This is a genomic window from Pseudomonas arcuscaelestis, assembly GCF_016881005.1.
Lineage (GTDB): Bacteria > Pseudomonadota > Gammaproteobacteria > Pseudomonadales > Pseudomonadaceae > Aquipseudomonas > Aquipseudomonas arcuscaelestis.
The window spans coordinates 192820-218768 of record NZ_JACOPV010000005.1 but is presented as its reverse complement, the minus strand read 5'-3'; the positions used below and the strand labels follow the sequence as shown (position 1 = coordinate 218768).

The following is a 25949-nucleotide window of genomic DNA, read 5'->3' as shown; positions in this document are numbered from 1 at the left end:
AGCTGGAACCGTCGAGCCTCCAGCGTGGCTCCTGCAGCGCTGGCCGACTGCTGATTCAGATCAGCGCTCTCGCATGCGCTATGGTGCAGACTCAATGGTTTTCATCGTTTTTCCACATGGAGTGTTTTGTGTTTGCCAACCTGTTGATCATTCTGGCTTCGTCGCTGGTCGTCATCGCCTTCTTCCGGCGCCTGAAGCTGCCGCCTGTGCTGGGCTACCTCTGCGTTGGGCTGTTCGTCGGCCCTACGGCCCTGAACTGGGTCAATGAAAGCGAAGAATTGCCCGACCTGGCGGAAATGGGTGTGGTTTTCCTGCTGTTTTCCCTGGGTCTTGAGTTCTCCCTGTCGAAAATGCTTGCCCTGCGCAAGGTGGTATTTGGCCTGGGTAGCCTGCAGGTGGCCTGCTCGGGAATCCTGCTGGCCGGGCTGCTGTTCTTGCTCGACATGCCCGCCAACGCCGCACTGCTGCTAGGCGCGGGGCTCGCGTTGTCGTCCACGGCAATCGTCAGCAAAGAGCTGACCAGCCTGGGTGAAATTTTCAGCAGCCACGGACAAAACGCAATCGGCGTGCTGCTGTTCCAGGATGTGGTGGCGGTACTGCTGCTGACGCTGGTCCCCGTATTTGCGGGCCAAAGCGATCAAGCCTGGTACTGGGCCTTGCCGTTGACCCTGGGCAAGACCGTCGTCCTGTTTATCGGCCTGTTGCTGGCCAGCCGGTGGATACTGCCGCGCCTGTTCCATGAAGTTGCCAGCTCTCATTCGGCCGAGTTGTTCGTACTGCTGGCGCTGGTGATTGTGCTGCTGACAGCCTGGCTGACCCATTTGCTCGGGCTGTCACCGGCACTGGGGGCCTTCCTTGCCGGCATGCTGCTGGGCGAGAGCAACTACCGTCACCAGATCGAGGCGGATATTCGTCCCTTCCGCGATATACTCCTGGGGCTGTTCTTCGTCAGTATCGGCATGCTCATCGACTTGCACCTGTTCGCCACCCATGGCCTGGAGATTCTCGCCCTGACCCTGGGCCTGCTATTGGTCAAGGGTTGCGTGGTGGCGGCACTGGTGCGGGTACGTGGCAGCGATGCAGAAACGGCCTGGCGTAGCGGCCTGGCCCTGGCACAAGGCGGCGAGTTCTGTTTTGCACTCATGGCCCAGATGCAGCAAACCCATCTACTCCCCGAAGCTATCGGCAATCTGCTGCTGGCAGCTACTTTCTGCTCGATGCTGGTTACGCCCCTGCTGCTGCGTGCAGCACCAGCCATCGCCGCACGCCTGCACCGCAAGCCCAACGAAGAAATTCACCTTGAGGAAATCGAGGCACAAAGCGCCTCGATGAGCGGGCACGTGCTGATCTGCGGCTATGGCCGAGTCGGGCAATCGATCGGACGCTTCCTGCGCCGGGAAAACATTCCCTTCATTGCGCTCGACGATGACCCTGTCAGGGTCCAGGAAGCTGCTGCTGGCGAGAGTTGCGTGCATTACGGCGACTCACGTCGTGGGGACCTGCTCAGCGCTATCGGTCTTGAGCGGGCACGCCTGCTGGTAATAGCTGTAGACAAGACCGATATCGCCATGAGCGTGCTCAAAGCGGCGCGCGAGCGTCATCCTGACGTGCAGATACTGGTACGCACCCGCGATGACAGCCAGCGCGAGGAACTCAACGCTGCTGGCGCGACGGCCGTGGTGCCGGAGCTGCTCGAGTCGAGCCTGATGCTCGCCTCCCATGCACTGATCATGCTCGGACTGCCGATGGACCATGTGCAAGCGCGAATCAATGAAGTGCGCCAGTCACGCTACCGTATGCTCCAAGCGTTCTATCATGGCGCACAAACCAGCCCGGTCGACAGCGAAGGGCTGCCCAAGGCCATGATGCACGCGGTCAACCTTGGCGCCGAAGCTTACGCCTGTGGACGCCCGCTGAACGAATTGAACCTTGAACAGCTGGGCGTCGAATTGCAGGGGGTGCAACGCAATGGCGAAGAACTGGCAGTAGACGCCCAGACATGCCTGCATGCGGGTGATGCAGTGCTGCTCAGCGGCCCGCAGCCTGCGCTCTCAGCCTGTGAGGCGCGGTTGGTGTCCGGGCGCTGATCAGTCCTGGCTGGTGGCGCCGATCTTGTGGATCGACAGGTCGGCGCCGTAATACTCCTGCTCCTGGCTCAAACGCAGGCCAACCAGCAACTTGATCGTGCCATACACGACAAAGCCACCGACCAGCGCCACCAACACCCCGGCGAGGCTGCCGATCAACTGGCTGATCAGACTGACGCCGCCCAGACCACCGAGTGCTGTCTGGCCAAAAATGCCACAGGCAACCCCGCCCCACACACCGCACAAGCCGTGCAGTGGCCAGACACCCAATACATCATCGATTTTCCAGGTGTTCTGCGCTGCAATAAAGCACCAGACAAACAAGGCACCGGCAATCGCTCCGGTGGCCAGCGCCCCGACCGGATGCATCAAATCGGAACCAGCGCACACCGCTACCAGCCCGGCCAGCGGACCGTTGTGCAGAAAGCCTGGGTCGTTGCGCCCGACCAGCAACGCGGCCACGGTGCCGCCAACCATGGCCATCAACGAATTGACCGCCACCAGGCCACTGACCCCTTGCAGGGTCTGGGCACTCATGACGTTGAAGCCGAACCAGCCGACAATCAAGATCCATGAACCCAGGGCCAGAAACGGGATGTTCGAAGGGGCGAACGCCACCAGCTTGCCGTCACGGTAGCGGCCATTGCGCGCACCAAGCAGGAGCACGGCAGTCAATGCCAGCCAGCCGCCCATGGCATGCACTACCACGGAGCCGGCAAAATCATGGAAGCCGGCGCCAAAGTGCTCCGCCAGCCACCGCTGTGCACCAAAATTGCCGTTCCAGACAATGCCTTCGAAGAACGGATAAACGAAGGCGACAATCAGCGCCGTGGCGCACAGTTGCGGAGCAAAACGCGCGCGCTCGGCGATGCCTCCGGAAATGATTGCTGGAATCGCTGCGGCAAATGTCAGCAAAAAGAAGAACTTCACCAGGCTGTAACCATGCTCGTGACTGAGCACCGAGGCCGGCTGCAGGAAACTCACGCCATAGGAAATCCAGTAACCGACAAAGAAATACGCCAAGGTTGATATGGCGAAGTCACTGAGGATTTTGGACAGTGCGTTGACCTGGTTTTTATGCCGCACGGTGCCCACTTCAAGGAAGGCGAAGCCGGCGTGCATGGCCAGCACCATCACAGCGCCCAGCAGGATGAACAGCGTATTGGAGCCGTGGACTAGCGTGTCCACCGCACTTTGCAGGTTTTCCATAAAATCGGCAGGCCTTTCTAAAAAGCACCAAGACAGCGCGGAGTGACTCCTTTTTGCACCAGCCTGGATCATTGAAGCGCCTCCTCCCTGGGCAGATCCTGCTGATATCTGGAGTTTTTCCTTGGGTTTGGCGTGGATTGGGTTAAGGTTTACAGGACCGTTCAAGGCCTTCGCATGGACTAAGCGAAAGCTGCAGACCTGAGCGCAGCTTGGAACAGCAAAAGCTGTACCAGCGTTTTTCTCTGAACCTTCGCAAGTAAACGCGACTCGAAATAGCCACACACCGTTAAGGAGAGCCCCATGACCAGCAAATCGGCAAAGACTGCTCAAGACATACTGATGGCCGACTTCCAGGCTCTGGTTCGTGACACGGAAAAATTGCTTGAGCACTCCGCCACATTGGCTGGCGATCAGGCCGATGAGCTGCGCGAGCAAATTCATGAAAGCCTGCTGCGCGCTCGCGAAACCCTGCAACTTACCCAGGACTCGGTCCGTGAACGCAGCCAGGCTGCGCTGACGGCAACGGAAGACTATGTCCAGAGCAACCCATGGCAATCGATTGGTATCGCCGCCGGGGTTGGTTTCCTGATTGGTCTGTTGGCAAATCGGCGCTGAGGTTGGCTATGGAAAGTGAATCGATCAGCACCAGTGCAGCTTCAAGCAAGCGCCTGGGTGCCGCCGTACTTGGCCTGCTCCACGGCCATGTCGAGCTGTTCGGAATTGAACTGCAGGAGCAGAAAGCCCGAACCTTGAGCCTGCTGCTGTTTGCCGGTTTGGCCCTGGTGTTTGCCCTGCTGCTGCTGGTAGCCCTCTCGGGCCTGGTACTTGTGCTGCTGTGGGACACTTATCGGTTGGCCGGGGTCATTGGCCTGTGCGTGTTCTACGGCCTGGCGGCGGTGTTTTGTGGACTGCGCTTGAAAGCTGCGGTGTTCGACGAATCATCACCTTTCCACTCGACCCTCGAAGAACTTGCCAAGGACCGGGAGCGCCTACTGCCATGAGCCTGCCTGAGCTGCCGAAAACCACCGATCGACGTGAACTGCGCAAAGCGTTGATTCGTTTGCGCCTGGAAATGCACCGCCAGGAAATCCGTCACGAGTCCGGACAACTGCTCACGCCCCTCACCCGCCTGCGCGCCATGGGTGACAGCCTGCAGGGCGGACTGGGCATCAAGCATGCCCCCCTGTGGGGAATTGGCGCGGTGGTAGTGCTTGGCTTTCTTACCGGCAAAGGCGCAAAAGGCGGCGGCCTGAGCCGAATGATTCGCTTGGGTAGCAGCTTGATACCGTTGCTCAAATTGGCGATGCAGGGCGCCGCTCACAAGCGTTGAGCACCTCGCGAACCCGCCCTTCTGCGCTGCAGGTTTCAGCGTGGGGCAGTGAGGCGATCATTTGATCGAAAGCGGCTAGCGAGTACCTCGGTTCAACAGATTGCATGTCAGGCACAAGGGCGGGAAAATCAAACCGCACCCTGCCTGGCAGTGCCTTATCGAGGGCTGTGTACCAGTCCATAAGGGCGGTTTGCAGGCGCACGTGCAGTTCGAAGTTTCCTCTTCGCCGAGAGCTGTCTGCCTTGGCTCGCTCACGCGCAAGCTGAGGATCGATCCGCCCGACGATGTAACAGTCAGCAAAACCGATTCGCCCTTGCGCAACGGTTTCCCTGGTAGCTGCCAACTCCAATAGCCAATCCTGTTCACACACCTCGCCGATCTGCCAAAGGCTCCAGATATAGTGAAGCTTCAGGGGGTCGCTGTCACACAGTGCCCACCCATGAATTTCTTCCGTTGTGAGTGCCGCCTGCCAGCGCTCCACGTTCCGCTCTGCCCAGAAAGCTGCCGTTGCTACCGGCTCACGTTGACGGTCCGGCGCACTTTCGAAACGTCCATGCTCTGCAACGACATGCCCTCCTCCATGCTTCGTGCACCACGTGGTTTTTCCACTGGCACTGATACCCTCGACAACTAAAATCATCCTGCTAGCGGCTCCGCGCATTGGGTAAATCGACCATAAGCCTACAGACAAACGCCTACCGACACAGATTGACTTGCAGGCACCGCGCCGAAACTGGAAGCTACGGGCTTGCCCCTGTATCGGAGAATCGGCCTTGGACTGGCACACCCTGCTCACCCGCGAACGTCTTGGCAAGACCCTGCACAGCCCTGAAGAGCTGGGCCGCAGCCCCTTTCACAAGGATCATGACCGGATCATCTTCTCCGGCGCGTTCCGCCGCCTGGGGCGCAAGACCCAAGTACATCCGGTATCAAGCAATGATCATATCCATACCCGCCTGACGCATTCACTGGAAGTCAGTTGTGTCGGCCGCTCACTGGGCATGCGCGTTGGTGAAACCTTGCGCAACCAGCTGCCGCAATGGTGCGAGCCGAGTGACCTGGGCATGGTCGTACAATCGGCATGCCTTGCCCATGACATCGGCAACCCCCCCTTCGGCCACTCCGGCGAAGATGCTATCCGCCACTGGTTCCAGCAAGCCGCCGGACGCGGCTGGCTTGATGACATGACGAACGCCGAACGTGCTGACTTTCTCAATTTTGAAGGCAATGCCCAAGGTTTTCGCGTACTGACCCAACTGGAATACCACCAGTTCGATGGTGGCACCCGTTTGACCTACGCCACCCTCGGCACCTATCTAAAGTACCCTTGGACTGCCCGCCATGCTGATGCAATGGGCTATAAAAAGCACAAGTTCGGCTGCTACCAGAGCGAACTGCCCTTGCTTGAACAGATTGCCCGCAAGCTAGGTCTGCCGCAGATCGAGGAGCAGCGCTGGGCACGGCATCCATTGGTGTATCTGATGGAAGCCGCCGACGATATCTGCTACGCACTGATCGACCTCGAAGACGGCCTGGAGATGGAACTGCTCGATTATCCCGAGGTGGAGTCGCTGTTGCTGAGCCTGGTGGGTGATGACCTGCCAGAAACCTATCGGCAACTGGGTCCCGGCGATTCGCGCCGACGCAAGCTGGCCATTCTGCGCGGCAAAGCCATCGAGCATCTGACCAATGCCGCCGCTCGAGCCTTTGTAGAACAACAGGATGCCCTGTTGTCAGGTCAGTTACAGGGCGATCTTGTCGAACATATGCATGGCCCGGCCAAGCGCTGCGTTCTGCAAGCGAAGGACATGGCGCGCAAGAAAATCTTCCAGGACAAACGCAAGACCCTGCATGAGATCGGTGCCTATACCACGCTTGAGATTCTGCTCAATTCTTTTTGTGGCGCGGCGCTGGAACAGCATGGGGGACGCACGCCGTCATTCAAGAGCCGACGCGTACTTGACCTGCTTGGCAATAATGCTCCAAATCCTTCGGCATCCCTGCACAGTTCATTCCTGCGTATGATCGACTTCATCGCCGGAATGACAGACAGCTATGCCAGCGAAATGGCACGAGAGATGACCGGCCGCTCCAGCCCGGTTTGACCCCAAGGTGAATAAGCCTGCTGTAAACCGGACCGGTTCGCAGCAGGCTACTTTTTGCGAATTTTTCCGCAGGACAAAGACTACAAAGCGCACCACTAACTAAACAAGCCGTTCAAATCGAAACAGAAATTTACCAATAAACGTAAATAGAGCAATAACACCACACAACTCTTGTAGGCCTTTCCTGCATTAAAGGTAAGACATTTCCTATATAGCATTTACCAGCCTTTGAGTTCATGTGCGACCTGTTCTAACTGCGTTAAGGTGCCCGCCTACTCTTTGGCACCTTCATGGAAAGTTCAACATGCATTCTGTATTCATCATCGACGATCACCCGGTCATCCGCCTGGCGGTGCGCATGCTCCTGGAAAACGAAGGCTATAACGTAGTCGGAGAGTCGGACAATGGTGTAGATGCCATGCAAATGGTCCGCGAATGCCCGCCCGACCTGATTATCCTGGATATCAGCATTCCGCGGCTTGATGGACTGGAGGTGCTGTCGCGTTTCCACACCATGGCAATTCCGCTGAAAATCCTCGTCCTGACCGCACAATCGCCAGCCTTGTTCGCTGTTCGTTGTATGCATTCCGGCGCCGCCGGATATGTGTGCAAACAGGAAGACCTGAGTGAATTGCTCAGCGCTATCAAAGCCGTACTTTCGGGTTACAACTATTTCCCCAGCCAGGCAATTAACAATTTGCGAACACAGGGGGGTGAGTGCTGCGAACTGGATCTATTCAAACAGGTCAATGATCGCGAGCTCATGGTATTGCAACTGTTTGCTCAAGGCAGGAGCAACAAGGAAATTGCCCAAGGCATGTTTCTCAGTAATAAGACAGTCAGCACTTACAAAAAGCGCTTGATGCAAAAGCTCAGAGCCAAATCGCTGGTCGAACTAATTGAAATGGCCAAACGTAATGCCTTGGTTTGAGCCGGGCCATGCCTAGCCGCACACTCCTCGGTTACCTGTGTCTGCTCGTGGCCTGCCTGTGCATGGTATCGACGGCTGTTGCCGGGCCGCTACCGTCCGGGCACTACAGATTGCTCAGCCGTGGCCAGCCGTTAGTTCTGGACCTTGCACTCAATAGCGCTCAGCGCCAGTGGATCGACAGCAAAGAGCAATTGGTGCTGGGCACCTCGGCAGCGGACTACCCGCCGTTCGACATAACCGCCAGCGGTCACGACTATGAAGGCCTGACCGCCGACATTGCCGGGATCCTGGGACGCGCCATCGGCCTGAACGTTCAGGTAAAGCGTTTTGCCAGCCGCCAGGACGCAGTGCAAGCCTTGACCCGGGGAGATATAGACCTGCTCGGTAGTGCCAACGGCTTCGAGGCTGCCACCCCGGGAGTGGTACTTTCCAGGCCTTACGCAATTGATCAGCCGGTACTGGTTACCCGTGAGGACGAAACTCGCCCCCTTGATACCGGCCTGGCGGGCCTGCGCCTGAGCATGGTGTATCACTACCTGCCACTGGCTGAGGTACGAGCCAGTTATCCCAACGCCACAATCCAGACCTACCCGTCCTATCAGAATGCCCTCAATGCCGTCGCGTTCAACCAGGCCGATGTTTTTCTCGGCGATACCATTTCCACTCATTACCTGATCAAGCAAGGTCACTTGCAGAACGTCAAGATGGCCAACTTCGGCAAGCATGAACCAGTCGGCTTCAGCTTCGCTCTACAGCAAAGCAACCTCACATTGCTGCAACTGGTCAATGCAACGCTCGACCACATACCCCCCGACACCCGAGAAAACTTGTTCAAACGCTGGAGCGCAGGCAGCGATGTACTGCTGACAGACCGCAAACTCCAACTTTCACAACGTGAAGAGCGTTGGCTGAGCAACCATCCGTTGGTACGCGTGGTGGTCAATGAAACCGCAGCGCCTTTGACTTTTTTTGACAGTAGCGGGAATTTTCGCGGAATTGCCGCCGATCTTCTGGAACTGATTCGCTTGCGAACCGGCCTGCGCTTCGAGATACAACGCGCCAACGGCTTCAGCGAAATGATCGACCGCCTGAACAATGGCCAAGCCGATATCATCGCCGCGATCAGTCACAGCAAGCATCGGGAAAACACCCTGGCCATCAGCCGCCCGTATCTTGAAAATTCTTATGTGTTGATGACCCGCAAAGGCAAAGACCAACCTGCTTCACTGGAGCAACTCGCGCATAAACGTGTAGCGCTCACGCGCAACAGCGCGCTGATCGACACACTGTACGAACACATGGCCGAGGTGATACCGACCGAAAGCACGGCCTATTCGACTTCACTGCTTGCCAATGGTCACGTCGACGCAGCCATTGTGCCGCTGATCGACGCCAACTTCAGCATGGCGAGCCAGGCGGGCATGGTTATTCGCGCGTCGGTGGGTACGCTACCGGCAACGTTCTCGATGGCAACCTCGCGGCATGCCCAGGAACTCACATCCATTCTGGACAAAGCGCTGCTGAGCATTGCACCGGAGGAGTTGGGGATTATCAACAACCGTTGGCGTGGCTACAGTACCGAGAGCGACTCCTACTGGAACAAGTACCATCAACTGGTGCTGCAAGTCGTACTGGGCACAAGCCTGCTTCTGCTCCTTTCATTGGCCTGGAATGCGCGTATGCGCCGGCAGATCAAGCAACGCGAGATCGCCGAACGTGCTCTGGGCGATCAACTGGAATTCATGCGTACCCTGGTCAACGGCACTCCCCATCCCATCTATGTGCGTGACCGCGAAGGCTTGCTGCAGAGCTGCAACGACAGCTACCTGGAAGCCGTGCAGTCACAGCGCAGCAAAGTACTCGACATGCGCGTTGAAGATGGCGCATTGGGTGACAGCTGCTATGCCAGTCAGATCCAGGCCGACTATCAGCAAGTGATGCGCGAGGGAGTGCCCCTGATTGTTGACCGTCCGCTATTGCTCAACGACAAAGCAATGACCATCTATCACTGGATCCTTCCTTACCGTGATTCGCTCGGCGAGATCCAGGGCATCATTGGGGGCTGGATCGATATCAGCGAGCGCCGCCAACTGATCCAGGACCTGCGCCTGGCCAAGCAACGTGCCGATGACGCCAACCGCGCCAAAAGCACGTTTCTGGCAACCATCAGTCATGAAATCCGTACCCCCATGAACGCAATACTCGGCATGCTTGAGCTGGCGCTGGAGAAAGCGCAAGAGAATCAGTTGGACCGTCCGGCAATTGAAGTCGCTTACAGCTCGGCCAAGGACTTGCTGGCGCTGATCGGCGACATACTCGACATCGCCCGTATCGAGTCCGGGCACCTGACCCTGGCACCTGAACGCGTCAATCTTGCAGAGCTGGTCGAGTCAGTCCGGCGTGTGTTCGACGGCCTGGCACGGCAAAAGAACCTGAGTTTGATGATCCGCATATCTCCCAACGCACATACCGACGTTCGACTGGACCCGCTGCGGTTCAAGCAAATACTTTCTAATCTGCTCAGCAATGCGATCAAGTTTACCGAGCATGGGCAGATCATCATCAATCTGACCCTGGAGCTTGGCCCCGCGCCGGATATCGTCCAACTTGAGCTAACAGTCAAGGACAGCGGCATTGGCATCGGCGAACACGACCAGCAACGCGTTTTCCTACCCTTCGCCCAGGCCAACCCTGACAGTCAGTTGGCACGCAGTGGCACTGGCCTGGGCCTGGCTATCAGCCGCGACCTGTGCCGGCGCATGGGCGGTAGCCTTACATTGCACAGTGTGCTGGGCCAAGGTACCTGCGTGCACATCAGCATGCCTCTAACGCTCATGCCCCCCATGCCGAGCATGACCACACCGATCCACGAGGCCTGCGGTGAAATTGCCGCGCTGAAAATACTGGTCGTCGATGATCACCCCGCCAATCTGTTGCTGATGACTCAACAATTGAGCCATCTGGGGCTGGCGTACCGCAGCGTCGACAATGGCCTTGAGGGCTTGCATCGTTGGCGACGCGAAGCATTTGATGTGCTGGTTGTCGACTGCAACATGCCAGGCATGAATGGCTATCAATTTGCCCGAACGGTCCGTACTGAAGAAAGTGAAAGGCAATGGCCACGCTGCACCATCTTTGGCTATACCGCCAACGCCCAGCCTGAAGTCCGCCAACAGTGCCATCAGGCCGGCATGGATGACTGCCTGCTCAAACCTATCTGCCTCAAGACCCTCAGTCAGCACCTCGCCGGGATCGCGCCGTTGCCTGAACGCGAGACTGCCGATGACTGCCGATTGTTCAACCTGCATGGCCTGCACCCATTGGTGGGCGACTGTGCTGCCGACATGCAGGCATTACTGGAGCAACTTCTGGAAAGCCTGGGTCGGGATCGGACCGCGATGGAGGCGCTTGATACCAACCTGCAAGCGCATCAATTAAAAAGTGAGGCTCATCGAATTCTGGGCGCTGCACGAATCATTCAAGCCACCGTCTTGATAAACGCCTGCGAACAGCTTGAATCGCGCTGCAGCGCAGATGCATCAACCGCCACGCTCAAGTTTCACCAGCAACAGGTGATAGCCGCCATGGCCCTGGTGGAGCAGGCGCTTGAACAGCACTTGCAGCGCGGCGACTGCGCCGCTACGACGGCCAGGGCGAGCTGACAGCATCCCGCCTACAACGGCGTCGGGCTGCATCGCAGCCCAACGACTCAGTGCAGATTACCGCGACACGGATCAAGCCAACTCTTTACGCAATTGGCGAGCAGCGGTAACCATGTGTACCAGGGCGGCCTCGGTTTCTGGCCAACCACGAGTTTTCAGGCCGCAATCCGGGTTGACCCACAAACGCTCGGCAGGAATACGCTGGGCGGCCTTGCGCAGCAAGTTGGCCATTTCCGAGGCGTCCGGCACGCGTGGCGAGTGGATGTCGTAGACCCCCGGGCCGATCTCGTTCGGATAGGCGAAGGCCTCAAACGCATCCAGCAACTCCATATCTGAACGCGAAGTTTCAATGGTGATGACGTCGGCATCCATTGCAGCAATCGACTCAATGACATCGTTGAACTCGCTGTAGCACATGTGCGTGTGAATCTGTGTTTGGTCATCGACACCGGAGGCACACAAACGGAAGACCTCGGTCGCCCAGTCCAGGTAATGCTGCCAATGCGCCTGACGCAGCGGCAGCCCTTCGCGGAAAGCGGCTTCGTCGATCTGCACGATCTTGATGCCAGCCGCTTCAAGGTCGACCACTTCATCACGAATGGCCAGCGCCAGTTGTCGTGCCTGCACTTCACGAGAAACATCCTCGCGTGGGAACGACCACATCAGCATGGTCACAGGTCCGGTGAGCATGCCTTTCATGACTTTTTCAGTCAGACCTTGGGCATAACGAATCCATTCGACAGTCATGGCTTTCGGACGGCTAAGGTCGCCAAATATCACCGCAGGTTTAACGCAGCGCGAACCGTAACTCTGAACCCAGCCAAAACGGGTGAATACATAGCCGTCCAGTTGCTCGGCAAAATATTCGACCATGTCGTTTCGCTCAGCCTCACCGTGCACCAGTACGTCCAGGCCCAGGCGCTCCTGCACTTGGACAGCGTGGCGAATCTCACTGTGCATTGCTTCGATGTATTGGGCTTCGGTGAGCTTGCCTTGCTTGAACGACTGGCGTGCCAGGCGAATCGCACCGGTTTGCGGGAACGAGCCAATGGTCGTGGTCGGGAACAGGGGCAGATCCAGGCCTGCACGCTGCTTGGTGATACGGGTGGAAAACCGCGACTGACGCTGGCTGTCCTTGGCAGTGATGGCAGCGACACGCGCCTGAACGGCGGGCTTGTGAATACGCGAGGAAGCGGCACGGCCAGCTTGCACCGCACGGCTTTGCGCCAGCGCTTGCACCACTGCTGGCGCTTGCGGTTCATTTACTGCCTGGGTCAGAACGGCGACTTCTTCGCACTTCTGCACGGCGAAGGCCAGCCAGCTCTTGAGTTCGGCATCCAGCTTGTCTTCACGCCCCAGATCAACCGGGCTGTGCAGCAAGGAACAGGAAGGCGCGACCCACAAACGTGGACCCAGACGCTCATTGGCGTGTTGCAACACAGCCAGCGCTTTTTCAAGGTCACACCGCCAGACGTTACGCCCGTTGACCACTCCCAGCGACAGCACTTTATAGGCGGGCAAACGATCGAGGATGGTCGGGTACTGGTCGGGGGCACGCACCAAATCAATGTGCAAACCGTCGACCGGCAGGTTAGCCGCCAGACCCAGGTTTTCTTCCAGACCACCGAAATAAGTGGCGAGCAGCTTTTTCAGTGGGTCACGCTGGATCTGGTTGTAGGCGCGTTCGAACGCATTCTTCCATTCCTGCGGCAGGTCGAGCACCAGAATGGGCTCATCGATCTGAACCCACTCAACGCCTTGCGCTGCCAAGCGCTGGAAGATCTGCCCGTACAACGGTAGCAGGCGATCAAGCAATTCGAGTTTGTCGAACTCCGCACCTTTGGTTTTACCCAGCCACAGATAGGTCAGCGGACCGATTACCACGGGCTTGACGTTGTGGCCCAGCGCCTTGGCTTCGGCGACTTCTTCGAACAGTTGATCCCAGCCCAATTGAAACTGTTGATCGGCAGTGAACTCCGGGACCAGGTAGTGGTAGTTGGTATCAAACCACTTGGTCATTTCCTGGGCATGGGCACCGCCACAGCAACTGTCGCTGACGCCGCGCGCCATGCCGAACAGGGTTTGCAGGGTCGCTTTGCCATCGTGAGGGCGGAATCGCTGCGCAATAACACCGAACATCAACGAGTGTGTCAGTACTTGATCGTACCAAGCGAAATCGCCGACTGGCAGCAATTCGATTCCAGCCTCTTTCTGCAGTTGCCAGTGCGTCTTGCGCAGCTCAGTGCCAACTGCACGCAAGCCTGCCTCGCTCAGTTCACCTTTCCAGAAAGCCTCTTGGGCTTTCTTCAGTTCACGGTCGCGACCAATGCGCGGAAATCCCAGGGAATGGGCCAAGGCCATGGCAAAAAACTCCGATGTGTATGATGGGAGCCATTGTCGGCATTTAGCCAATAGTGAGACAAACTCATTTTATTCTCGATCATCACAAGTTTTACTAATAGTCCTGCACAGCACATTTCGCCCCCCCACGCCGCCCTGATCGCCCGCTAGACGCGAAACTGGCAACCGACATGCGCTAAATCACCAAGTGTGTGCACAAGCAGGCAGCCGGGGTCTGAAGCTGGTAAACTGCGCCCCGATATTTCTTAAGAGGATTGTTTCATGGCCACTAACCGTTCCCGCCGTCTGCGCAAAAAACTTTGTGTAGATGAGTTCCAGGAATTGGGCTTCGAGTTGAACCTGGGCTTCAAGGAAGATCTGACTGACGAAGCAATCGATGCCTTCCTCGACGCGTTCCTGACCGAAGCGATGGACGCCAACGGTCTGGATTATGTTGGTGGTGATGACTTTGGTCTGGTGTGCGCCGCCAAGCGTGGCTCGGTTACCGAAGAACAGCGTAGCGCCGTTGAAGCATGGCTCAAAGGTCGCGCTGAACTGACCAATATCGAAATCAGCCCGCTGCTGGACGCATGGTACCCAGAAAATCCGGTCAATCCGGCTGTTTGATCTTCTGGTGTAATCAGGGCCATCCATCGTGATGGCCCTTTTTTTTGTCCTCAGCACGCCAATTAGCCGCTTTACTCGCACAAAAGCCGACAAGCCACCCCTTGCCACTGCCCCATCGCCCAGCACCTTGGGGCATAATGCGCGCTATATTTTTTTACACCGGAGCCTTCATTTTTTTCTGCTCCGTTTTTTTCACCCCTCGCGCGCAGGGTTTTACTCCATGATCAAATCTTTACGCCCTCTTCTGCTCGCAGGCCTGCTTTTGCCTGTAGCACTTCCTTCCCAGGCTGCGGCCGTCAACACCACGCTCCCCGCCAAAGTGCAGCAAGCGCTGAAAACCAATAAATTGCAGGACACGGCCCTGTCGCTGGTGATGATCCCACTCAACGGCCCTGGCACACCCACCGTGTTCAACGCCGATGTCTCGGTAAACCCGGCTTCCACCATGAAACTGGTCACCACCTATGCCGCCCTGGAGTTGCTCGGACCCACTCACCAATGGAAAACCGAGTTCTATAGCGACGGCCCACTGCGCAACGGTGTCCTGCAGGGTAATCTCTACTTAAAAGGTGGTGGTGACCCGAAACTGAACATGGAAAAACTCTGGTTGCTGATGCGCGACCTCCGCGCCAATGGCGTACAGACTATCAGCGGCGACTTAGTGCTCGACCGCAGCCATTTCGTCCAGCCAGTACTTCCCCAGTTCAATGACGACGGTGGCGACGAAAACAAGCCGTTCCTGGTCAAGCCTGATTCATTGCTGATCAACCTCAAGGCCCTGCGTTTTGTGGCCCGCAATGACGGCGGCAAGGTGCTGGTGTCGGTTGAGCCACCCATCGCTAACATCCGCATCGACAATCAGATCAAGGCAGTCAACAGCAAGCAATGCTCCGGCAATGTCCGCTACAACCCGGTGACTCAGGCTGACGGCGTCACTGTCGTGGTCAGTGGCCAGTTGGGTGATGGTTGCAACTCGCAAACCTACTTGTCGCTGCTCGACCACCCTACCTACGCGGCAGGTGCAGTGCGCGCCATCTGGAGTGAGCTGGGTGGCACCATCCAAGGCCGCGACCGCATCGACAATGTGCCCAAGAGCGCACGCTTGCTGGCCCGCGCCTTCTCGCCAGACCTCGTCGAGATCATCCGCGATATCAACAAGTACAGTAACAACACCATGGCTCAACAGCTGTTCCTGAGCCTGGGCGCACAATTTCGTACCGATGCCGACGGCGATGACGCCCGTGCAGCACAGCGTGTAGTACGCCAGTGGTTGGCGAAGAAAGGCATCACCGCTCCGCACCTGATCATGGAAAATGGCTCGGGCTTGTCCCGCGCTGAGCGCGTCAGCACCCGAGAAATGGCTGCCCTGCTGCAGGCGGCCTGGAAAAGCCCTTATGCCGCCGAGTTCATCAGTTCCATGCCACTGGTTGGCATGGATGGCACCATGCGCAAGCGCCTCAAACGCACCGCCATGACCGGCGAAGCCCACATCAAGACCGGCACCCTGAATACCGTACGCGCTATTGCAGGCTTCAGCCGCGACAGTAACGGCAATACCTGGGCAGTGGCAGCGATCCTCAACGATCCAAAGCCCTGGGGTGCCTCAGCGGTACTCGACCAGGTCCTGCTGGACCTGTATCGCCAACCAAAGCTGGTCAACAGCACTGCCGCTGTAGCGCCCTGATAGCTTAGGGCAGTTCTGCTTCGACGCGATCGCGGCCAGCCAGCTTGGCCGCGTAAACGCCAGAGTCAGCGCGCAGCAACAAGGCGTCGGCGCCCTCACCCGGGCGCCAGCCGGCAACGCCAAAACTGGCAGTAACCTGCCCGACGCCCTCTACCGGTACGCTACGTACGCCCTGCCACAGTTCCACGGCCAGTGAGTACGCCTGGTCGACATTACTGCCTGGGCATAACACCATGAATTCTTCGCCACCCAAACGACAGAACACATCAGTACGGCGCAAGCGCTGACTGATGCGCTGGCACAGACTGCGCAGCACATGGTCGCCCACGGCGTGGCCGAACTGATCGTTGATCCGTTTGAAATGGTCGATATCCAGCATGATTACTGCCAGTTCCAGCTGATCGCGTTGGGCGCGCTCCAACTCCGACTTCAATCGCTCCTGGAAATAGCGACGGTTGTGGATACCTGTCAGTGAGTCCGTCACCGACAAGGCCCGCAGCTCTTCCTCGACACGCTTCAAATCGGATATATCGGTCAAATAGCCGTGCCAGAGTGTGCTGCCGTCGGCCTCCGGCTCCGGCGTGGCTTCTCCCCTGACCCAGCGCTGGCCCGCGATTGGCAACAACACCCGGTACTCTTCCCGCCACGGGGTCAACTGTTCGGCAGAACTGCGGATCGAGGTACGCACTCGCAACAGGTCGTCCGGGTGAATGCGCTCGAACACCGCCGTAGCATCCTGGCGCAACAATTGAGGATCGATCTCGTAGATATCCCGCAGGCCTTCACTGGCATAACTGAAGCAGGAACTGCCATCGGCGCGCAGACGAAACTGATAAATACCCCCAGGCACTTCGGCACTGAGCTTGTCCAGCAAACGATCGCGCGCTGCCAAAGCTTCGTGCACGCGCTTGCGTTCAGTCACATCGATGCAGATTGCCAAGTGGCCAACCCACAATCCCTGCTCATCGAGCACCGCTGTCACCAGCATATTGGCCAGCAATTGGCTGCCGTCCTTGCGCACCAGCGACCACTCTCCGGCCTCGCGACCACTTTCCGGAACGGTCTGCGCGAACATGGCCTGGGCGGGCGTAATCTCACGCCCATAGCGCTGGCTTAGATCACGGGCCCGTTGCTGCAATTCCTGAGGTGACACCAGCCCTTCAAGGGAGAGATTGCCGAGTGCTTCACTGCTGCTGTAACCGAGCATGCGCTCGGCACCAGCATTGAAGGTGGTGACAACGCCACGCAAGTTGGTGGCGATGATCGCAACTTGCGTCGCGGCGTTGAGCACGCTGCTCAGTTGGTTATGGGTGTCACGCAAAGATTGCTCACTGACGCGCAGCTCACCGGTGCGTTGCTCCACCAGGGTCAGGGCGCGTTGGCGCTGGCTGAACAGACTGAACAGCAAGGCGCTGAGCATCACGCTGAGCAACCCACCCAGAAACACTACAGCGGTGACGGCCGAAGACCGGTTGGCCTGCATGAACGCCAGACTGGGATGGATATCAAGCTGGTAGTCGTGATCGGCCAAGTGCAACAGATAGCTGGCCGCAAGCGACGATGAAGTGCCCGGGTTGTCGGACTGGAACAGCACCTCTTGGCGGCCATCGGGCCCGGTGAGGTCGCGAATCCGCACCACCAGATTGTCCTGGGCCGCGCTCGGCAGCCCCTCGGCCATCAACTGGCGCATGCTGATCACCGCCATGACATAGCCCTTGGGCACCGGACCAGGATCAACTGGCGCGAACACCGGCGTCACCATCAGCACCCCACGCGCATAGTCGGGCTCTACGTCGGTAAGGTTCAACGGCGCCGATACAGCCAGGGTGCCAGGCTTGGAGGCGCGCTGCAGCGTATCCTCTCGCAAGGCCTGCGACAGCAGGTCCAGGCCGAAGGGCTGGCGCGCCGGGCCTAAGGCCTGGGTAAACAGCACCGGGTAGTACAGTGGGCGCTGAGGCGATACTTGCAACTCACCCTCGTCGGTCAGTTGCTGAATTGAATACGGACGACCTAGCGTCTCGCTTGCCCGTCGTTCGAATTCATCACGAGCCGCCCCCGGTACGCGAGGCGCCCAGGAATAGGCCTGGGTGCGATGCAACAAGGGGTGTGCATAACCATTGAATTCGTCGACGGTAATTTCGGTGGCATAGACAAAGAATCGGCGCAGGCCATCAAGGCGCTGCACCTGATCCTCGAAGCGCTCTTCGATACGACTGTAGCGCTCGCTGGCCAGCAATTGGAAGCGTTGCCGCAGCTGCTGCTGGTACAACTCGTAAGTTGCCAGCGCCAGCAAAGCGGTCAACAGACCGCCAGCCACCAATGCCACGAGGGCAACGAGCCAGGCGGATACTTCTTCGCTGACAAAGCCGAGCATCTTTGGACGAACGCCATGCATCGACATAATAGATAACACTCATAACGCCAGCATGCAGCGTTTCCCAGGCCCTACCTCAGTTATAGCCATTCGCCACTAATGAAGCAATCCAGGGCCAGGGAGAAGTTTGCACTTAGCGCGCTTGAATGCGCCACGCTCGGTGAATCTTGCTGTTGCGAGCAAAATCGGGGTCCAGCGTCTGTGCGGTGATTTCCTCAACCGCATAGCGTTCGCCCAGATGTTCGTCGAGCTGGAACTTGCGGAAGTTATTGGAGAAATACAACACGCCAGCGGGTGCCAGCCTGGCCACCGCCAGGTCGAGCAACTCGACATGGTCACGCTGGATATCGAACACTCCTTCCATGCGCTTGGAGTTGGAGAAGGTCGGTGGGTCGATGAAGATAAGGTCGTATTCGTCACGGCATGCTTGCAGCCAAGCCATCACATCACCTTGTTCCAGACGGTTCTTGTCAGAGAAACCATTGAGCGACAGGTTGCGCCGTGCCCAATCCAGATAGGTGCGCGACAGGTCCACGCTGGTAGTGCTGCGGGCACCGCCCTTGGCCGCATGCACGGTAGCGGTAGCGGTGTAGCAGAACAGGTTGAGGAAACGTTTGCCTGCAGCTTCACGCTGGATACGCATGCGCATCGGACGGTGATCGAGGAACAGCCCGGTATCCAGGTAATCCGTCAGGTTGACCAGCAACTTGACGCCACCTTCGTTGACCTCCAGGAACTGACCCTGGGTGCTCTGGCGCTCGTACTGGCGCGTGCCACTCTGCCGCTCGCGACGCTTGACCACCACTCGGCTCTGGTCGATGCCCAGCGCCAGGGGAATTGCCGCCAGCGCATCGAACAGTCGGGCCTGGGCCTTTTCCGGGTCGATTGAACGAGGGGCCGCGTACTCCTGGACGTGGACCCAGTCCTGGTACAGATCGATAGCCAGCGCGTACTCAGGCATGTCGGCGTCATACAAGCGGTAGCAACTGATCTGCTCGCGCTTGGCCCACTTGCCCAGTTGCTTGAGGTTTTTCTGCAGGCGGTTGGCAAACATCTGCCCGCCTTCGCTCAGGCGCGCCGGTTCGCTGGCGACTGCCGCAGGTGAACGCAAATCCTCATTACCCTGGGCATCGCGCTCAGGTTGACGACGCTCACCGGTCACGAACTGATCAGGCTGGACCTTGATCAAGAGCAACTTACACGGCAGCGCACCGTTCCAGAACGCGTACTGTTTGTGACTGCGAATACCCATGCGCTTGCCAAGGTCCGGGGCGCCGGTAAACACCGCAGCCTCCCAGTTCAAGCAGGACTGACGCAGGCGCTCGCCCAGGTTCTGGTAGAGATACAGCAGGCTCGCTTCATCGCCCAAGCGCTCACCGTAAGGCGGGTTGCAAATGACCAAGCCCTTTTGGTTCTGGTCTGGACGCGGCTCGAAACTGCCCACTTCGCCCTGATAAATTTTCACCCAGTCGCTAAGCCCGGCGCGTTCAACGTTGTTGCGACCCGGCTGGATCAAGCGTGGATCGGCCTCATAGCCACGAATCCACAATGGCGGACGCGCAAGGCCGGCCTGGGCTCGCGCCTGCGCTTCATCATGCAACTTGCGCCACAGCGCAGGCACATGGCCAAGCCAGGCACTGAAGCCCCAGCGTTCACGCTTGAGGTTGGGGGCAATGTCGGCAGCAATCATCGCGGCTTCAACCAGGAACGTACCGACACCACACATAGGGTCGGCCAGCGCCCCGCCTTCAGCGGCAATGCGCGGCCAGCCCGCACGAATCAATACGGCAGCCGCCAGGTTTTCTTTCAGCGGCGCGGCGCCTTGCTGCAGGCGATAGCCACGTTGGTGCAGACTGTGGCCGGACAAGTCCAGGGACAAGATCGCCTCGCCACGGTCCAGACGCAGGTGTACACGCAGGTCGGGGTTGAGCTTGTCGACCGACGGACGCTCGCCATCGCGGGTACGCAACTTGTCGACAATCGCATCCTTGACCTTCAGCGCACCGAAGTGCGTGTTATCGATACCCGAGCCATGACCACTGAACTCTACCGCCAACGAACCATTGGCTTCCAGATGATCCTGCCATTCGACGTCGTGCACACCATCGTACAGATCGTCGGCATTCTTCATGTTGAAGCGCTTGAGCACCAGCAGCACACGGTTGCCTAAGCGCGACCAAAGGCATAGCCGGTAGGCCGTTTCCATGTCGGCCGAGCCGCGAATGGCCGAGGTGTGTTCGCGCACCTCTTCAAGGCCCAGACCGCGTGCTTCTTCGGCAAGCAGTCCTTCAAGACCTTTGGGGCAGGTTAGGTAGAGTTCGAAACGGTCCGACATGAGGTATCCAGTGCTTTGAGCAATAAAGTGGAGGGCAAGCGCATCGCCCTTCCGATGTTTAATCAAACGCCTTTCCAGCGAGCGTTCGAATGGCACGCAACGTGTGCCGGGCCGCCTGGGCAATCATGCTTTTGCCGGAGCAGAAAGCCTTTGAGTGCCAGGCAGAATGAAAATTTCACGACTGTCAGGGTGAAATATGACCCTTCGTCGTATTGACTGCCTTGTTACAAATTATCACTCAGCCATGGCCAAGTGACTTCAATTCTTATCAAACCCTGATCATAGCGGGCTTTGCGTTGAATCCCGCTCTGAAGCATTTATTTACTTATCCTTTCACCCTATGAAAGGTTACGCCCTTATGACAAAACGATCATTCACACTGTGTCGCGCATTGGTTAGAACTCATCTCAGGTTGTCACCGCAACGGGGCAACACCTTCGCTCGCGACGCCGGCAGCGAGCGCAAAACCGGCAGAACGATTCTGCCCGGCCTCCTAGAGGCCGACGCGACATTACAGTCAACAAGTGAGGGCAACACCCTATGAGAAGACTTAAGCGTGATCCGTTGGAAAGAGCATTTTCACGTGGCTACCAATATGGGGTCACCGGCAAATCCCGCGAGCTTTGCCCCTTTACTCTACCGTCTGTACGCCAGGCATGGATCAATGGCTGGCGCGAAGGACGCGGCGACAATTGGGACGGTATGACCGGCACTGCGGGTATTCATAGACTCAACGAACTTCACGCCGTTGGCTAAACGAGGAACTGAATTCATTTACCATGCGCGCCCCATCCGGGCGGCGGGCTAAGGCCCAGGGGCCCCTTCATGGGGCCCTTTTTATGCCTGCGACCTAGCGCGGCAAAGCAGCGATGGCATCTACCGCTTCGCGAATAAGTGCCGGTCCCTTGTAGATAAATCCCGAATAGATTTGTACCAGGCTGGCACCGGCAGCGATTTTTTGCGCCGCGTGCTTGCCCTCGGTAATTCCGCCCGCGGCGATGATCGGCAGCTTGCCACCCAGTTCAGCAGAAAGCACCTTGACGATATGCGTGCTCTTCTCCAGCACCGGCGCACCCGACAGGCCGCCCGCCTCGTCGCCATAAGGAAGGCCTTCGACACCCTCGCGACCGAGCGTGGTGTTGGTGGCGATTACCGCATCCATACCCGACTCGATCAGTGCTGCAGCCACCTGGGCGGTTTCTTCGTCGCTCATGTCTGGCGCAATCTTGATTGCCAGCGGCACACGCTTGCCACGCTCACCGGCCAGCTGCTCACGGCGCTGGGCCAACGCCTCAAGCAACTGCTTGAGCGAATCGCCGAACTGCAGGCTGCGCAGACCCGGCGTATTCGGAGAGCTGACGTTGACGGTGATGTAGCTGGCGTGATCGTAGACCTTACCCAGACAGATCAGGTAGTCGTCCACCGCGCGCTCGACCGGGGTATCGAAGTTCTTGCCGATGTTGATACCCAACACGCCACGGTACTTCGCCGCTTGCACGCGATTGATCAAATGGTCGACGCCCAGGTTGTTGAAACCCATGCGATTGATGATCGCCTCGGCTTGCGGTAAGCGAAACAGTCGGGGCTTGGGGTTGCCGGGCTGAGGACGGGGCGTGACGGTGCCGATCTCGACAAAACCGAAACCCAGTTGGGCAAACCCGTCGATGGCCGCACCGTTCTTGTCCAGGCCTGCGGCCAGACCCACCGGGTTGGCGAACTCCAGGCCCATGACTGTAACCGGCAATGAAGCCGGGGCCTTGGTCAGCAGCCCGTTCAGGCCCAGGCGGCCACCGGCGCCGATCAGGTCCAGGGACAGGTCATGGGAAGTCTCCGGAGAGAGCTTGAACAACAGCTGGCGGGCCAGGGTATACATGGGCGGGTTTAGCTCGACGTGAGTGAGGGGGGCGATTATATAGGTGGCGTCGCTCGGGGGACAGCGCGGCCTTGGCATATGCGTTGCTTTATTGACCTTACACACCGGCCACGAAAGCGGCACGGCCTGACCTTCGATACAGGCGTGACACTGTGAATAACGAAATCACCCCAACTCCCCTGGCCTGGGTCAATGGCAGCGATGCGCCAGAAAAGCACAGCCTGAACATCGGTTTCATGGCCCTGAGCGACTGTGCATCGGTGGTGGTTGCGGCGACCCAAGGCTTCGCCCAGCCCTATGGCCTGAGCCTGAACCTCAAGCGCCAAAGCTCCTGGGCCGGATTACGCGACAGGCTGGTCAGTGGTGAGCTGGACGCGGCCCACAGTCTCTATGGGCTGATCTATGCCGTACACCTGGGCATCGGCGGTACCAGCGCTACTGACATGGCAGTGCTGATGGGATTGAATCAGAACGCCCAGGGCATCAATCTGTCGGCAGGTCTGCAGCGCGGGGGCGTGACCCGTCCAGAGGCGCTGGAGCGCTTTGTGCACCAAAGCAGAACAAAACTCACCTTTGCCCAGACATTTCCCACTGGCACTCACGCCATGTGGCTGTATTACTGGCTCGCCAGCCAAGGCATTCACCCCTTGAGTGACGTCAACAGTGTGGTGGTGCCACCGGTGCAGATGCTTGCTCACCTACGCGCCGGGCGCATCGACGGCTTTTGTGTCGGCGAACCGTGGGCGGCCGACGCCGTCGCGCAGGGCCAGGGCTTCACGATGGCTACCAGCCAATCGATATGGCCGGATCACCCCGAGAAAGTCCTGGGCTGCACGCGCGCGTTCGTCGAGCAGTACCCCAATACTGCCAGGGCACTGGTCAAGTCGATTCTGGCCGCCAGCCGTTTCATCGAACAGAGTTCGGAAAACCGCCGCAGCACAGCGCAATTGCTCAGCGGCGTGGCCTACCTGAACACGTCTGTAAACAACATTGAGCCACGTATGCTCGGCGACTATCACGACGGCCTCGGCAATCACTGGCACGACCCCCATGCCTTGCGCGTGTACGACCAGGGTCGAGCCAACTTGCCGTACTTGTCCGACGGCATGTGGTTCATGACCCAGTTTCGTCGCTGGGGACTTCTGCGCGAAGACCCCGATTACCTTGCCGTAGCTCGCCAGGTGCAGCAATTGGCGCTGTACCGCGATGCGGCCACGGCCATTGGCGTGCCTTGCAGTGAACAGAATATGCGTCGCAGCCAGTTTAATGATGGTACCTATTGGGATGGCAGCGATCCGGCAAGCTATGCCCGCAGTTTTTCCCTTCACGCGCTGGCTGAAAAGCCTGCTGCCCTCGCCCATCGCTGACAAGGGGACGCCACCATGCTGCGAATCCTGTTGATCGACGATACCGCGAAACAAGTTGGACGCTTGAAAACTGCCTTGGTCGAAGCGGGTTTCGAGGTAATTGAAGAGTCCGGGCTGACCATCGATCTGCCAGCACGCGTCGAAACGGTGCGACCCGACGTCGTGCTGATCGATACTGAATCACCGGGGCGTGACGTCATGGAGCAAGTGATCCTGGTCAGCAGGGACCGTCCGCGGCCCATCGTCATGTTTACCGACGAGCATGACCCAACCGTGATGCGACAAGCGATCCAGGCGGGCGTCAGCGCTTACATCGTCGAAGGCATTCATGCGGCCCGGCTGCAGCCAATCCTGGATGTGGCCATGGCTCGATTCGAGAGCGACCAGGCGCTCAAAGCGCAGTTGCAGGCGCGTGACCAGCAGTTGGCCGAGCGCAAACGCATCGAATTGGCCAAGGGTTTGTTAATGAAGATGAAGGACTGCAACGAAGAGCAGGCCTACACCCTGATGCGCCGTCAGGCCATGAGCAAGCAGCAGAAGTTGATTCAAGTAGCTGAACAAATTATCGCAATGAGCGATTTGCTTGGTTGAACCCTGGGCAAGGTCGGGCTAGTCCCGCGGCCGGCCACAGCATGCAACACTCTGGCCCAGTTTTTGCTGGATCAAACACAAAGGTAGCCAACGGCGGTTGCCCCTCCACGACAAAGACGTCGCATCCTCCTCGCAGCAGCGGGTCGGGAGGCGACGTCTTTTTCGTTTCTGCCCGCTGAGGGCGCGACCTGCAGTGCAACGTTCAACGAGGTGTTCGATGAATACAAGTTTCTGGAAGTCCGGGCATATCCCCACACTGTTCGCCGCCTTTTTATACTTCGACCTCAGCTTCATGGTCTGGTACCTGCTCGGCCCCATGGCAGTGCAAATAGCCACCGATCTGCAATTGACCACACAGCAGCGCGGCCTTATGGTCGCCACCCCGATCTTGGCAGGTGCGATCCTGCGCTTTGTCATGGGCATCCTGGTCGATCGACTGTCGCCAAAGACCGCTGGCCTGATTGGCCAGGTCATCGTCATCGTCGCCCTGTTCTGCGCCTGGAAGCTGGGGGTCGATAGCTACGAACAGGCTTTGTTGCTGGGCGTATTTCTTGGCGTCGCTGGCGCCTCCTTCGCTGTCTCACTGCCGCTGGCTTCGCAATGGTACCCAGCCCAACACCAAGGCAAAGCCATGGGTATTGCCGGTGCTGGCAACTCCGGCACGGTGTTCGCGGCCCTGTTGGCGCCAGTGCTGGCAGCCAGCTTCGGCTGGAATAACGTCTTCGGCTTTGCCGTGATTCCGCTGGTCATGACCCTGGTGCTGTTTGCGCTGCTGGCACGCAACGCCCCACAACGGCCCAAGCCTAAAGCCATGAACGATTACCTAAAAGCCTTGGGTGACCGTGACAGTTGGTGGTTCATGTTTTTCTACAGTGTCACCTTTGGCGGTTTCATCGGCCTGGCCAGCGCACTGCCTGGATACTTCAACGACCAATATGGCCTGAGCCCAGTCACTGCCGGCTATTACACCGCTGCCTGTGTATTTGCCGGCAGCCTGATGCGTCCCTTGGGCGGCGCCCTGGCCGATCGCTTTGGTGGTATTCGCACCCTGCTGGCGATGTACACGGTGGCAGCTGTGTGCATCGCCGCAGTAGGCTTCAACCTGCCCAGCTCAGTCGCAGCACTGGCGTTGTTTGTCAGTGCCATGCTCGGCCTGGGTGCAGGCAATGGCGCCGTGTTCCAGCTGGTACCTCAACGTTTTCGTCAGGAAATAGGGGTAATGACCGGCCTGATCGGTATGGCCGGTGGTATCGGCGGCTTCCTGCTGGCTGCCGGCCTGGGCGCGATCAAACAGCACAGCGGCGATTACCAACTGGGGCTCTGGCTGTTCGCCAGCCTCGGGGTGCTGGCCTGGTTCGGCCTGCATGGCGTCAAGCAGCGTTGGCGCACCACCTGGGGCTCGGCCGCAGTCACTGCGGCGCGGGTCTGAGCCAT

19 protein-coding genes are annotated in these 25949 nt (G+C 58.5%); 13 read left to right on the top strand and 6 right to left on the bottom strand.

Annotated features, from left to right (window positions below):
- The first annotated feature begins 128 nt into the window (after positions 1–128).
- On the top strand, positions 129–2087 hold the full coding sequence (locus tag H8F21_RS09485) for a monovalent cation:proton antiporter-2 (CPA2) family protein (protein WP_203476787.1): 1959 nt from the start codon (positions 129–131) through the stop codon (positions 2085–2087).
- Here H8F21_RS09485 and H8F21_RS09480 read toward each other — a convergent pair whose 3' ends face one another.
- Positions 2088–3296, bottom strand: a complete 1209-nt coding sequence (locus H8F21_RS09480) for an ammonium transporter (protein WP_203584266.1) — start codon at positions 3294–3296, stop codon at positions 2088–2090.
- Between the two features lie 300 nt (positions 3297–3596).
- On the opposite strand from H8F21_RS09480, the gene H8F21_RS09475 reads away from it, so the two are divergent.
- Genes H8F21_RS09475 through H8F21_RS09465 form a run of 3 tightly spaced genes read left to right on the top strand, consistent with a single transcriptional unit; the run spans position 3597 to position 4626 of the window.
- Positions 3597–3911 carry an ElaB/YgaM/YqjD family protein gene (locus H8F21_RS09475; protein ID WP_203476789.1) on the top strand — a complete coding sequence of 105 codons (315 nt, stop codon included), beginning with the start codon at positions 3597–3599 and terminating at the stop codon, positions 3909–3911.
- 8 nt (positions 3912–3919) lie between these two features.
- Positions 3920–4297: a phage holin family protein gene (locus H8F21_RS09470; protein WP_136475276.1), complete on the top strand. Its 378-nt coding sequence runs from the start codon at positions 3920–3922 to the stop codon at positions 4295–4297.
- Complete coding sequence (locus H8F21_RS09465) at positions 4294–4626, top strand: hypothetical protein (RefSeq protein WP_203476791.1); 333 nt, start codon at positions 4294–4296, stop codon at positions 4624–4626. Before H8F21_RS09470 ends, H8F21_RS09465 begins: the two co-directional genes overlap by 4 nt.
- On the opposite strand, the gene H8F21_RS29540 is transcribed toward H8F21_RS09465, so the two are convergent.
- The gene (locus H8F21_RS29540; protein WP_236042960.1) at positions 4589–5266 is read right to left on the bottom strand and encodes a hypothetical protein; all 678 of its coding nucleotides are present in this window, start codon (positions 5264–5266) and stop codon (positions 4589–4591) included. The genes H8F21_RS09465 and H8F21_RS29540 overlap by 38 nt on opposite strands.
- Positions 5267–5399: 133 nt before the next feature.
- Between H8F21_RS29540 and H8F21_RS09460 the strand changes: the two genes are divergently transcribed.
- The 3 genes from H8F21_RS09460 (at position 5400) to H8F21_RS09450 (ending at position 11324) form a co-directional block, all read left to right on the top strand.
- Positions 5400–6731: a deoxyguanosinetriphosphate triphosphohydrolase gene (locus H8F21_RS09460; RefSeq protein ID WP_203476793.1), complete on the top strand. Its 1332-nt coding sequence runs from the start codon at positions 5400–5402 to the stop codon at positions 6729–6731.
- 304 nt (positions 6732–7035) lie between these two features.
- Positions 7036–7662, top strand: a complete 627-nt coding sequence (locus H8F21_RS09455) for a response regulator transcription factor (protein WP_203476795.1) — start codon at positions 7036–7038, stop codon at positions 7660–7662.
- Between the two features lie 8 nt (positions 7663–7670).
- Positions 7671–11324: a transporter substrate-binding domain-containing protein gene (locus tag H8F21_RS09450; RefSeq protein ID WP_203584265.1), complete on the top strand. Its 3654-nt coding sequence runs from the start codon at positions 7671–7673 to the stop codon at positions 11322–11324.
- A gap of 72 nt (positions 11325–11396) precedes the next feature.
- On the opposite strand, the gene metE is transcribed toward H8F21_RS09450, so the two are convergent.
- Entirely contained in the window at positions 11397–13685 is a 2289-nt protein-coding gene (gene metE, locus H8F21_RS09445) for a 5-methyltetrahydropteroyltriglutamate--homocysteine S-methyltransferase (RefSeq protein WP_203476799.1), read from the bottom strand.
- A gap of 261 nt (positions 13686–13946) precedes the next feature.
- Here metE and H8F21_RS09440 point away from each other — a divergent pair, with 261 nt between their 5' ends.
- Positions 13947–14291, top strand: a complete 345-nt coding sequence (locus H8F21_RS09440; RefSeq protein ID WP_203476801.1) for a YggL family protein — start codon at positions 13947–13949, stop codon at positions 14289–14291.
- A 220-nt stretch (positions 14292–14511) separates the two neighbouring features.
- Positions 14512–15975, top strand: coding sequence for a D-alanyl-D-alanine carboxypeptidase/D-alanyl-D-alanine endopeptidase (dacB, locus tag H8F21_RS09435; protein ID WP_203476805.1), 1464 nt, complete (start codon positions 14512–14514; stop codon positions 15973–15975).
- A gap of 4 nt (positions 15976–15979) precedes the next feature.
- Here the strand turns inward: dacB and H8F21_RS09430 are convergent, their stop codons facing one another.
- On the bottom strand, positions 15980–18376 hold the full coding sequence (locus H8F21_RS09430; protein ID WP_203584264.1) for a sensor domain-containing diguanylate cyclase: 2397 nt from the start codon (positions 18374–18376) through the stop codon (positions 15980–15982).
- 106 nt (positions 18377–18482) lie between these two features.
- Entirely contained in the window at positions 18483–20684 is a 2202-nt protein-coding gene (gene rlmKL, locus H8F21_RS09425; protein WP_203476815.1) for a bifunctional 23S rRNA (guanine(2069)-N(7))-methyltransferase RlmK/23S rRNA (guanine(2445)-N(2))-methyltransferase RlmL, read from the bottom strand.
- Between the two features lie 540 nt (positions 20685–21224).
- Between rlmKL and rmf the strand changes: the two genes are divergently transcribed.
- Entirely contained in the window at positions 21225–21440 is a 216-nt protein-coding gene (rmf, locus tag H8F21_RS09420) for a ribosome modulation factor (protein ID WP_010223328.1), read from the top strand.
- 94 nt (positions 21441–21534) lie between these two features.
- On the opposite strand, the gene H8F21_RS09415 is transcribed toward rmf, so the two are convergent.
- Positions 21535–22557: a quinone-dependent dihydroorotate dehydrogenase gene (locus H8F21_RS09415; protein ID WP_203476817.1), complete on the bottom strand. Its 1023-nt coding sequence runs from the start codon at positions 22555–22557 to the stop codon at positions 21535–21537.
- 152 nt (positions 22558–22709) lie between these two features.
- Between H8F21_RS09415 and H8F21_RS09410 the strand changes: the two genes are divergently transcribed.
- From H8F21_RS09410 to H8F21_RS09400, 3 genes are all read left to right on the top strand, one after another.
- Positions 22710–23924 carry a CmpA/NrtA family ABC transporter substrate-binding protein gene (locus H8F21_RS09410; protein WP_328824451.1) on the top strand — a complete coding sequence of 405 codons (1215 nt, stop codon included), beginning with the start codon at positions 22710–22712 and terminating at the stop codon, positions 23922–23924.
- A gap of 15 nt (positions 23925–23939) precedes the next feature.
- Positions 23940–24515: an ANTAR domain-containing response regulator gene (locus tag H8F21_RS09405; protein ID WP_203476819.1), complete on the top strand. Its 576-nt coding sequence runs from the start codon at positions 23940–23942 to the stop codon at positions 24513–24515.
- A gap of 217 nt (positions 24516–24732) precedes the next feature.
- Positions 24733–25944: a nitrate/nitrite transporter gene (locus H8F21_RS09400; protein WP_203476821.1), complete on the top strand. Its 1212-nt coding sequence runs from the start codon at positions 24733–24735 to the stop codon at positions 25942–25944.
- Positions 25945–25949 lie beyond the last annotated feature (5 nt).